The organism is Verrucosispora sp. CNZ293, assembly GCF_002754655.1.
This window is the reverse complement of record NZ_PEFR01000001.1, coordinates 4360298-4371437: the sequence shown is the minus strand read 5'-3', so window position 1 is coordinate 4371437 and position 11140 is coordinate 4360298. Positions and strand designations below refer to the sequence as shown.

General features: G+C 72.3%; 10 protein-coding genes. 7 read left to right on the top strand and 3 right to left on the bottom strand.

Annotated features, from left to right (window positions below):
- Positions 1–4: 4 nt before the first annotated feature.
- Together CLT74_RS31455 and CLT74_RS19875 are read right to left on the bottom strand one after the other, a co-directional pair.
- The gene (locus CLT74_RS31455) at positions 5–502 is read right to left on the bottom strand and encodes a DUF559 domain-containing protein (protein ID WP_486582423.1); all 498 of its coding nucleotides are present in this window, start codon (positions 500–502) and stop codon (positions 5–7) included.
- Between the two features lie 741 nt (positions 503–1243).
- Entirely contained in the window at positions 1244–2560 is a 1317-nt protein-coding gene (locus CLT74_RS19875; protein ID WP_099847871.1) for a D-arabinono-1,4-lactone oxidase, read from the bottom strand.
- A 222-nt stretch (positions 2561–2782) separates the two neighbouring features.
- Here CLT74_RS19875 and CLT74_RS19870 point away from each other — a divergent pair, with 222 nt between their 5' ends.
- Positions 2783–3436, top strand: coding sequence for a TetR family transcriptional regulator (locus CLT74_RS19870; RefSeq protein WP_099847870.1), 654 nt, complete (start codon positions 2783–2785; stop codon positions 3434–3436).
- Between the two features lie 69 nt (positions 3437–3505).
- Here the strand turns inward: CLT74_RS19870 and CLT74_RS19865 are convergent, their stop codons facing one another.
- The gene (locus CLT74_RS19865; protein WP_099847869.1) at positions 3506–4714 is read right to left on the bottom strand and encodes an amino acid deaminase/aldolase; all 1209 of its coding nucleotides are present in this window, start codon (positions 4712–4714) and stop codon (positions 3506–3508) included.
- Between the two features lie 397 nt (positions 4715–5111).
- On the opposite strand from CLT74_RS19865, the gene tmk reads away from it, so the two are divergent.
- The 6 genes from tmk to CLT74_RS19835 all read left to right on the top strand — a co-directional run bounded on the left by tmk (position 5112) and on the right by CLT74_RS19835 (position 11073).
- Entirely contained in the window at positions 5112–7208 is a 2097-nt protein-coding gene (gene tmk, locus CLT74_RS19860) for a dTMP kinase (protein WP_143697230.1), read from the top strand.
- The gene (locus tag CLT74_RS19855) at positions 7208–8422 is read left to right on the top strand and encodes a DNA polymerase III subunit delta' (protein WP_099847868.1); all 1215 of its coding nucleotides are present in this window, start codon (positions 7208–7210) and stop codon (positions 8420–8422) included. Before tmk ends, CLT74_RS19855 begins: the two co-directional genes overlap by 1 nt.
- Positions 8423–8567: 145 nt before the next feature.
- On the top strand, positions 8568–8897 hold the full coding sequence (locus CLT74_RS19850) for a YbaB/EbfC family nucleoid-associated protein (RefSeq protein WP_099847867.1): 330 nt from the start codon (positions 8568–8570) through the stop codon (positions 8895–8897).
- 1 nt (position 8898) lies between these two features.
- On the top strand, positions 8899–9204 hold the full coding sequence (locus CLT74_RS19845) for a hypothetical protein (protein ID WP_099847866.1): 306 nt from the start codon (positions 8899–8901) through the stop codon (positions 9202–9204).
- Positions 9204–9908, top strand: a complete 705-nt coding sequence (locus CLT74_RS19840; RefSeq protein WP_099852423.1) for a hypothetical protein — start codon at positions 9204–9206, stop codon at positions 9906–9908. Before CLT74_RS19845 ends, CLT74_RS19840 begins: the two co-directional genes overlap by 1 nt.
- A 304-nt stretch (positions 9909–10212) precedes the next feature.
- Positions 10213–11073: a regulatory iron-sulfur-containing complex subunit RicT gene (locus CLT74_RS19835; RefSeq protein ID WP_099847865.1), complete on the top strand. Its 861-nt coding sequence runs from the start codon at positions 10213–10215 to the stop codon at positions 11071–11073.
- Positions 11074–11140 lie beyond the last annotated feature (67 nt).

Below are 11140 nucleotides of genomic sequence, written 5' to 3'. Positions count from 1 at the left end.
GTCGTCAGGGGTGCCAACCCGCCGCTGTCAGGGCGGTGCGAAGTTGGGTGATGACCTGGGTGGGTGCGTGGCGGATGGCCCAGGCCGGGAAGCGGAGCACCCGGTCGCCGCGCTGCCACAGGTCGTTCTGCCGGCGCATGTCCGCCCATGCCGTGGCCGGATGGAGGTGCTGGCCGCCGTCGATCTCCACGAGCACTCCCCACTCCTCGAACAGCGCGTCCAGGTAGCGGCGCCGGCCGGCGGCATCCCGCCGGACGGCCTGCCGGCTCGGCTCGGGCAACCCGGCGCGCCGGACGAGGGCGAGGAACTCCAACTCCGGCAGGGAGTGAGCGCCACCGGCCGCGTCGACGGCCGTCTGCCGGATCAGGCTGCGCCGCCGGGCGCGGGGCAGGCGATCGAGTACGCGCTGGACATCGTCGCCGCCGACGAGGCGCTGCTGGAATCCGGCCGCGATGATGGCACACGCCTCATGGTCATCGGCCGCCCATTGCGCTGCGTCCACGATCGACCGAGCCGGCATCGTCCGACGCGGTTGCCCGACGTGGAGAACGTCCTCATCGGCCAGAATGGTGGTGCGGTGCACCTGGACACCGGGCGGCATCGCACGCGGCGGTGTCCGGCCGGTATGAGCAGGTGCACGAATCCGTCGTCATGTCTGCGCAGGCCCCACGCCCGAGCGGCGCTCAACCCACCGAGCATCGCCGCCGGGCCGGCGGACAGAACGGCGATCCACGGCAGTTGCCCAGGTGTCAAAGGACCGTTGTGCGTCACGTAAACGGCTCGATGCACCTGCCGCCAACGACCGGACGTGACCCGGTGCCGGATGGCCTTCGGCGACAGGTGCTGACGGGCCTGATCGAGGCTGAGCACCTGCTCCTGGTGGAACAGCAACCAGGTCAGCTCATCCGCGTCGTCCCTTGGTGGGACCGACCCCCATCCTCGCCGGGATGTCGAACCCGGATTACGCTCCCGAGCGTTTCGCCAGCCAGCCCCCGGATCCCGTCCACGCCGGCGTTGGTGTGCCCGCTGGACCGCTCGCTCGCTTCGTCGCTGCCCCGGTCCCACCCCGCGCCCCGCTGATCCGCCCTGAACGGATGGCCCCTCCACTGGTCCCGCACCCCGACTCCCCATGCCACCACCCTGCCGAGCACCGTCTCCCAGCGCTGCCCCTGTGGATAGCCGGCGGATCTTGGTGCGACAGCGCCCCCGGAGGGGCGGATTCGGACCAAGATTCGCGGTGGGTTCAGCCGAGGAGGGTGGTCAGGTAAGGGGTGGTGAAGGTGTGGTGGGGGTCTAGGTGGGCGCGTACGGATTGGAAGTCGGGCCAGCGGGGGTAGGCGGCGACGAGTGAGGCGGCGTCGCGCCAGTGCAGCTTGCCCCAGTGTGGCCGGCCGCCCAGCCCGGTCGCCACCTCCTCGAAGGCCCGGAAGTACGGCTCGTACGGCATGCCGACGTACTGGTGCAGGGCGAGGTACGCCGAATCGCGGCCGTAGGAGTGGGACAGCCAGATCGGGTCAGCGGCGGCGAACCGCACCTCGACCGGGAAGAGCACCTTGAACGGCAACCGGTCGATGATGCGGCGCACCGCCTCCAGCGCCTCGGGCAGGGCCTCGCGCGGCAGCGCGTACTCCATCTCCAGGAAGCGGATCCGGCGTGGGCTGCAGAACACGGCGTCGGAGCGTCCTGTGTAGCGGCGTTCGCTGAGCGCCCGCGCGGAGATCGCGCTGATCCCCGGTGCCAGGCCCGGTACGGCGCGGCCCAGCCGGCAGGCTCCGGCGAAGACGGTGTTGGCCAGGAAGTCGTCGTCCAGCCAACCCCGCCAGCGGGACAGCGGGCGGTCGTCGACAGGCACCCGGTCGTTCGTCTTGAGCTGCACCCGAGTGGTGTACGGGAACCAGAAGAACTCCAGGTGGTCGTGCGCGTCGACCAGGTCGGGCAGCTCCGCCAGCACGGCGTCAAGTGCCGCCGGACGTTCGTGTGCCAGCAGGACGAAGGCGTCCACGCAGCGCAACGTCACCTCGACCAGTACGCCGAGCGCGCCGAGCGAGACGCGGGCGGCGTCGAACACCTCCGGATGCTCCTCGGCGGAGCAGCGCAGCACCTCTCCGGTCCCGGTCACCAGGGTCAGTGCCTCGACGAAGGTGGCCAGGCCGCCGTGGGCCGCACCGGTGCCGTGGGTGCCTGTGGAGATGGCCCCGGCCACGGTCTGCGCGTCGATGTCACCGAGGTTGGGCAGGGCCAGCCGGTGGCCGGCGAGTAGGGCGTTCACCTCCCGCAGCGTCATTCCGGCCGGTACGGTGACGAGGCGTCGATCGACGTCCACGCGTACGTCGATGGCGAGTCGGGTCAGGTCCATCCGCTGCCCGTCGCTGACCGCGACGGGGGTGAAGGAGTGGCCGCTGCCGACCGGGCGGATCCGCTCACCGGCTACGGCGGCACGACGGACCTGTTCGGCGGCCTCGTCAACCGAGGACGGCCGTAGTACGGCGGTCGCCACGCCGCGTTGGTTGCCTGCCCAGTTCGACCAGGCGGCGGTCTCGGTGGCGGTGCTCTCGGCCATGCCCGCTCCTAAAGATGAATATGAACCGAATTCATATCAGGAACGTTGTCCCTGGTAAACACCGCAATCGAGGTCCGCTCGTTGTACCGGTAGTCACGGACTCGTGACGTGCAGATATGTTCATCCGTCGAGAGGGGGTGGCGAGTGTCCACTTCAGCCGCCACGACCGGGCCACTGCGTCGAGTACCAGTGCAGGGTCGTAGTGTCGCGCGGGTCCAGCGGATGCTGGACGCCTGCGCCGAACTCGTCGACGAGGTGGGGTACGAGGGGCTGACCACCACCCTGCTCGCCGAGCGGGCCGAGGTGGCGATCGGGTCGGTCTACCAGTTCTTTCCGGACAAGCGGGCGATCGTGCAGGCGTTGACGCTGCGCACGATGGAGTCCTACCTCCAGCGGCTCGATGAACGCTTCGCCTCGGACGACCTGACCCACTGGTGGGACGGGGTCGATGCGGGGATCGATGAATACATCACGATGCACCGCACCGTTCCCGGGTTCCGTACCCTGCACTTCGGCGACGTGGTCGACCTGCATCTGCTCGATGAGCAGCGGGACAACAACGGGGTGATCGCTGATCAACTGGGCCGGGTGCTCACCGAGCGGTTCGGGCTGGCCGACGTGCCGGACCTGCGTTTCCATCTGGAGATCGCGGTGGAGGCGGCCGACTCCCTGATCAAGCTGGCGTTCCGGCGCAAGCCGGACGGGGACGACCGGGTGCTGACCGAGGCGAAGGCGCTGATCCGGGAGTACCTGCACCGGCAGGTCAACGCGCGGGGTGATGCCGGCCGCCGGCCGGTGGTGCAGCCCGCGAAGCCGGCCGACGACCAGATCGTCGCCGACGCCGAACCCGCGCAGCCGGCCGCCCAGCCCGCCTGAGACCGATCCGCTCAGGCCGGACAGCCGCTCCGCCGCTCTGCCGGCCGGGCAGCCAACCGGGTCAGGCGGTCAGAGGAAGGCTCGACCCTCGCCCCGGTAGGTCGGCACGGTGGCCACCACCTGGTCACCGTCCACCAGGTGCAGCTCGTTCACCCGCTCACACAGCTCGCCCGACTTCGCGTGCCGGAACCAGACCCGGTCGCCGATGCGCAGGTGGGCGGCGGGTGGGCCGGTAAGTGGGGTCTGCACCTCGCCGGCACCTTCGGCGCCGAGCAGGCTGAGCCCGTCGGGCAGCCAGGGTCGGGGCAGCCGACTGCGGTCGGCCGAGCCGGAGGCGATCCAGCCACCACCCAGCACGGTGGCCAGGTCCGGCGTCGGGCGTCGGACCACCCCGCAGGCGAAGAAGGCCGCCGGAGTGGGGCGCCAGGCGCGATACGCGTCGAACAGCGTCGGCCCGTACAGGCCCGATCCCGCGGTGATCTCGGTCACTGCGGGATCGGCGCCGGTCGCGGCAACGCTGCCGGTGCCGCCGCCGTTTACGAATTCCAGGTCGGCGTGCTCGCGTACGGCGGCCACCGCCGCGCTCCGGCGGACCAGCAACTCGCGGTACGACCCGCGCTGAGCCAGCCGGATCGCGTTGCCGAGCGCCGCCCGCCCGGGCGGTGCGTCGCCCAGGCCGGCGATCTGCGCCTCGTACGACATCAGCCCGACCAGCCGGAAGCCCGGCCGGCGGGCGACCGTGGCGGCCAGCCGGCCGGCCGCCCGCGCGCTGTGCACCGGTGAGCGGCGGACGCCGACATGCACCCGCCCGCCCAACAGTCGCCATGAGGCGTCCAGGTCAAGGCAGATCCGTAGCTCGGACCGGCGTGCGGGAGGCGACACCGTGTCGCAGAAGTCCAGTTGATCCGGATCGTCGACCATCAGGGTGATCGCGGCGGCGAGCCCCGGATCGCCGCCCAGTTCGGCGAGCGCGCCCCGGTCGACGGTGGGGTACGCCACCAGTACGTCGGCGCTGATCCCGCTACGGACCAGCCAGACGGCCTCGGGCAGGGTGAACGCCATCACCGCGTGCCAGCCCGGTCGGGCCAGCGCACGGGCGACAAGTTCGCGGCTGCGTACCGACTTGCTGGCGACCCGCAGCGGCTTTCCGCCGGCCCGGTCGACGAGCGCGGCGGCGTTGGCGTCGAAGGCGCCGAGGTCGACCACCGCGTACGGCGGATCGAGGTGCGCGGTCGCCCGGTCCAGCCGGTGGCGCAGATTCTCGCTGTCGGTGGCCACGTGTGCACGCTAACTGTGAAACGGTTAATGCGAAATACCCTCGCGTCTGCGTTGCCTGGGTCGGGCTGGCCACGGCGGCCTAGGCTCGGCGAGCAGGCGGTGCAGGACGGGAAGACGTCCATACCGGGTCTAGAGTGTTCCACCGGGGGTGCCCAGCGATGGGCCGGCACGTGGAGGTACGGCCATCGAAAGCGAGTTCAACGGCGAGTCGTCCGGCGTGTCGCCGTCCAAGGACCAGCCCGCCGGCACAGCCGACCAGCCCGCCCGCCCAACTGGACGCGACACGACCGGCCGGTCCGGTGGTGCCCCGAACCAGCCCGGCAAGGCGGGGCCACCGAGCCCGCCGGGTGGACCCGGCGGCCAACCCGACCTGACCGGGTACGGTGCGATCCGCTCGGTGCTGCGCATCCGGCCGTTCCGCCGGCTGTGGATCGTGCTCGGCGCGGCCTCCTTCGGTGACTGGCTCGGCCTGCTCGCCACGAGCGTCTTCGCCGCCGCCCAGGTGGAGGGCAGCACCGCCAAGGGCGCGGCTTTCGGCGGCGTGATCGCCATTCGGCTGTTACCCGCCCTGCTGCTCGGCCCGGTCGCCGGAGTGCTCGCCGACCGGTTCGACAGGCGCTGGACGATGGTCATCTGCGACCTGCTGCGGTTCGTGCTCTTCGCCTCCATCCCGCTCTACGCGTTGACCGGGGCCAGTGGCGCCCGGGTGGTCAGCTGGGCGGCGATCGCCACCTTCCTGATCGAGACGGTCACCCTGCTCTGGATCCCGGCCAAGGAAGCCGCGGTACCGAACCTGATCCCACGGGCCCGGCTGGAGTCGGCGAACCAGCTCACCCTGATCACCACGTACGGCCTGACCCCGGTCGCCGCCGCGATCCTGCTGGCCTCGGGCGACGGCATCGTCCGGGGTGCCACCGGTGGCGAGATGCCGGACTGGGCCCAGCCGGCCCAACTCGCGCTCTGGTTCAACGCCTTCTCCCGGCTCGCCACCGCCGTCGTGGTGGCCTTCGGTATCAAGGAGATCAGCCAGGGTCAGACCGACGAGCAGGAGCGCACCGAGCAGAGCATGATGCGCCAGTTCACCGAGGGCTGGAAGTACATCGGTCAGACTCCGCTGGTGCGGGGGCTGGTCCTCGGCATCCTCGGCGCCTTCGCCGGCGGCGGCATCGTGATCGGCACGGCCCGGTTCTTCGCCGACTCGCTCGGTGCCGGTGACGCCGCCTTCTACCTGCTGTTCGGCGCGATCTTCATCGGTCTGGCGATCGGCATCGGGCTCGGACCGATGATCGTGCGGGAGATGTCCCGACGCCGCTGGTTCGGCATGAGCATCGTGCTGGCCAGCGCCTCGGTGATGACGCTCGCCTTCGCCATCCACCTGTCCATGGCGCTTGTCGGCGCGGTCCTCGTCGGGGCCGGTGCCGGAATGGCCTTCCTCTCCGGCACCACCCTGCTCGGCGGCGAGGTCGCCGACGAGGTACGCGGCCGGGTCTTCGCCGTGGTGCAGATCGGCACCCGGCTCGTGCTGATCCTGGCCATCGCGCTCGGCAGCCTGCTGGCCGGCGTCGGTGGCTCCCGCACGCTCGCCATCGCCGACCTCGGCATCTCCGTCTCCTCCACCCGCCTGCTGCTGCTCGCCGCCGGCGCGGCCGGAATCTTCGCCGGGATCAGCGCCTTCGGGCAGATGGACGACAAAAAGGGCGTGCCGGTCCTGGCCGACCTGTGGGGGTCGATCCGGGGCCGTCCGCTGATGCCTGCCGAGCCGTTCGTCTCGGCGGGACTCTTCGTCGTCTTCGAGGGCGGCGAGGGTGCCGGCAAGTCGACCCAGCTCGGCGAGTTGGCCGAGCTGCTCCATGGCCAGGGCCGGGACGTGGTGGTGACCCGGGAACCGGGTGCCACAGGCGTCGGCGCCCGGATCAGATCGCTGGTGCTCGACACCGCGCCGGAGGAGGCCCCGTCCCCGCGCGCCGAGGCGCTGCTCTACGCCGCCGACCGGGCACATCACGTGGCCACGGTGGTCCGGCCCGCCCTGACCCGGGGGGCCGTGGTGATCAGCGACAGGTACGTCGACTCGTCCCTGGCCTACCAGGGCGCCGGCCGGACGCTTCCGGTCGACGAGGTGTCCTGGCTCTCCTCCTGGGCCACCGGTGGGCTCAAGCCCGATCTGGTGGTGCTGCTCGACGTCGATCCGCGTACCGGCCTGTCCCGGGTCGCCGCGCGCGCGGAGAGCGCCGACCGGCTGGAGGCCGAGTCGCTCGCCTTTCACGACCGGGTCCGCTACGCCTTCCTCGATCTCGCTGCCGCCGACCCGAAGCGTTACCTGGTGCTTGACGCCGCCCGCCCGGCCGAGGAGATCGCCGCGCGGGTCGCCCGCCGGGTGGAGGAACTGCTCGGCAGCCCCGACGGGGTCGAGCACCCGGGACCGGCGCACGGCCCGGACACCTCGGTGCAGCCCGAGTTATCCCCGTCGGAGCTGGTGACGACGGAGCGGAGCTGATGCCGGACACCTTCGCCGACCTGGTCGGGCAGGACGAGGCGGTGGAAACGCTGCGCCGGGCCGCCGCCGCTGCCGCCGCAGTGTTGCGCGCCACCGGCGAGCCCGAGGTGGCCGGCGGCGCCGACCCGGGCGGGGGAATGACCCACGCCTGGATCTTCACCGGCCCGCCCGGCTCGGGTCGGTCGGTCGCGGCGCGGGCCTTCGCCGCCGCGCTCCAGTGCGTCCACGGCACCGGCTGCGGCGAGTGCCCCGGCTGCCACACCACCCTCGCCGGCACCCATGCCGATGTCCGCCTGGTGGTGCCCGAGGGACTCTCCATCGGGGTGAACGAGATGCGGGCGCTGGTGCTCCGTGCGGCCAGTACGCCGACCGGTGGGCGCTGGCAGGTCGTCATCATCGAAGACGCCGACCGGCTGACCGAGGCGGCCGGAAACGCGCTGCTCAAGGCGGTGGAGGAGCCTCCGCCGCGTACCGTCTTCCTGCTCTGCGCGCCGTCCACCCACCCGGACGACATCTCGGTGACCATCCGGTCGCGGTGCCGGGTGGTGCCGCTGCGCCAGCCGGCGGCCGAGGCGGTGGCCGACGTGCTCGTTCGTCGCGACGGGATCTCCCCGGAGGTGGCCCGCTGGACGGCCGCCGCCACGCAGGGCCATGTGGGGCGGGCCCGGCGGTTGGCCCGTGATCCGCAGGCTCGGGCCCGGCGGGAGGCGGTGCTCGCGGTGCCGCGTCGGCTCACCGGGGTGGGTGCCGCCTTCGACGCGGCGTCCGCGCTGATCGAGGCCGCCGAGGCGGAGGCCGAGGCATCGGTCGCGGAGGTCGACGCCGCGGAGCGCGCCGCGCTGGAGACGGCGCTCGGTGCCGGCGGCACCGGCCGGGGCGCGGCCAGCGCCGCCCGGGGCACCGCCGGGCAACTCAAGGAACTGGAACGACGTCAGAAGTCGCGGGCGACCCGGGCCCAGCGGGACGCGCTGGACCGGGCTCTGGTGGATCTCGCCGCCTTCTACCGCGACGCGCTGACCATGGCACTCGGTGCACAGGTGTCGCCGGTGCACCTCGACACCGCCGAGCTGGCCGAGGCGGGCGCTCGGAGTTGGCAGGCGGAAGGTGCGTTGCGTCGCCTGGAGGCGGTGCTCACCTGTCGTGCCGCTATCGAAGCCAACGTCAAGCCCCGAATCGCCGTCGAGGCGATGATGCTCGCCCTCTGGAAGGGCTGACCGCCGCCGCTCGACCTCCCAGGCCGCCCTGTAGCCGGACCGTTGCCCACAGCCATCGACAGGCGCAATTCGCGTGCGGTACGGTCCGGTGTGCCGTGGTGACGGTAGCGGCACGCACAGTGATGAAACCGGGAGGAGTCCGGCGATGCCGCGGGGTGAGATCGACGAGGCGTGGATTGAGGAGGCGGTCCGGCGCTACCGCCGCATCGAGTCTCTCCAGGCCGAGTTCGACCAGGCCGTGGCGACGGTCGAGGTCACCGTCCGGTCGCCGGACGGCCTGGTCGAGGTGGTGGTGACCGCCGGCGGCCGGATCACCGACGTGCGATTCCTCGGCCCCCTGCATGCCCGTGCGCCGCGCGACGTGGCCGACTCGGTGCGGGCTGCGGTCACCGCCGCCGCCGACGCCGCGGAATGGGCCAGGGAAAAGCTGCACAACGAGACCTTCACCGCCTACCGACCGCTGACGGGGGCCTGAGATGGACAGCCTTCGCACCTTGGCCGGCCGCCTCGACGAGGCGAGCGCCACGCTTACCGCGCTCTCCCGATCGGTCACGGCCGGCGACCCGGCGCAGGTGGCGTTCGGTGCCGACGCGCCGGGCCGGCCGGGCGAGGTGGGTCGGGCGCTGCACCGGCAGTGGGTGGCCGCCACCGGCGACCGGGCCAGGGAGGCGCACACCGCCGCCGGCCAGGTGGCAGCCGTGGCCGCCGCGCTGCGCACGGCGGCCGACCGCTACGCCGACACCGACTCCACCGTCTCCCGCCGGCTCGCCGGTGAGGCGTGATGGATTTTCTCGACCGGCTCGCCGAGCCCGGCCTCGACCTGCTGGGGCGGGTCGACACGCTGCTCGCGGCCGGTGCTCCCGAGGGGCACCGGGTCTGGCCGCTGTTGCGCCGGATGCAGGTGCTGCCCGGTGACGCGCTGCGCGGCTTCCTCGAACTGCGGCCGGCGCCGCTGGCCACCGCCGGGCACGCCGTGCGTCGGCACGTGCACGGCTACGACCACGCCTGCGCCGCGCTCACCGATCCGGTGCTCTGGTCCGGTTCGGCAGCCATGGCGTACGGCCAGTCCCGGGCGACGCTGCTGCGGCATCTGGACGAGGGCCCCGAGAGCCTGGTCGGCCGACTGGAGGCCACCGCCGGCTACGCCGACGCGTTGGCCGACTGGGTGGAAGGCAGTCGACTGGCCGTCGCCCGGGCACTGGCCGAGGTGGTCGGCTCGACCGAGGCGGTGGCCGTCGTCGCCGCCACGTCGGTTCGCCCGAAGGCGGCGGACGCCGGGCCGGCCAGGTCAGGTGGGATCGCCGCGGCCGAGATCGGTGCCCGGGTGCTTGCGGTGCTCTGTGTCGCGTACGACGGAGCGGAGACCCTGTTGCGGCAGTGGGCACCGAGCCTGGCCGAGTCTCCGTGGCGACCGGGTGGCGGGCGGTTCCGGCCGGACACCGGTGGTGGCCCGGCCGGTGGCCGGACGACCCGCGTCGGTTGGTGACGCCCCTCAACAGGCGCACGGCGTCGCTCACGGGCACCCTCCCGGGCGGCCCGTCAGCGACGCCGTGACCTTCCCTGCACCCCCCGCAGGTCTGTCTCCACTCAACGCGCTCGGCTCGGTCTTGTCCCGCCCGCGACGCAGGTTTCAGCCGTCCGGGCGGCATCGTCGTACCGGTGGTCGGGATGGGGATCGGTCAAGTCGACAACCGTGGATGGCTACCTGGCCAGGCGGTGCGTCGAAGTCCTCGGTCGAGCCGAGGCGGAGTGCAAGCGGTGATCCGGCTCGCGCGACGTAGGGTGAGGCAATGGGCATGCTCTGCGCGGTCAGCTTCCAGCGGTACGGGCGCCTCTACTACCTGGATCCCGGTGACTTCCGACCGCAGGTGGGCGACAAGGTGCTGGTGCCCACCGATGACGGCCCCGAGGTGGCGGAGTGCGTGTGGGCGGCGCAGTGGGTCACCGAGGAGACAGCGGGCTTCCCCCGGCTGGCCGGGCTGGCGCAGGAGGAGGATCTGCGCCGCGACGAGGAACTGCGGCGGCGCAAGGCCGAGGCGAAGGTGGCGGCGAAGCGGCTGATCCGCGAGCACGGGCTGCCGATGAAGGTGGTGGCGGTAGACCACGTGCTCGGCAACGGCGAAGGCGGCGGTGAGCGCAGCACCATCTACTTCACCGCCCCGCACCGGGTGGACTTCCGCTCCCTGGTCCGCGATCTCGGTGCGACCCTGCACTGCCGGGTGGAGTTGCGCCAGTTGTCGGCCCGCGACTCCGCGCGGGTGCAGGGCGGCATCGGCTCCTGCGGTCGGGACCTGTGCTGTGCCACCTTCCTGAACGACTTCGAGCCGGTCACCATCCGGATGGCCAAGGACCAGGACCTGCCGCTCAACCCGCTGCGCATCTCCGGCGCGTGCGGTCGGCTGATGTGCTGCCTCAAGTACGAGCATCCGCTTTACCAGAAGTTCCAGGAGTCCGCCCCGGCGATCGGCGCCCGGGTCAGCACGCCCGAGGGCGAGGGCCGCGTCGTCGGCCACAGCGTCCCGAGGGACGCGGTCACCGTCCGCCTGGACGCCGACGGCTCGCGCTCCCGGTGCTCCCGCGCCGACGTCTGCGGCTCCCGCCGCGCCTACGACACCCGCGACCAGTCACCCTCCGACAACCCGACGCGCTGACCCGTCCCTCGCCGCCCCGGACCGAGTTGACCAAGGAGTTTGCGCCCTCGACCGGCCCTGCTGACGA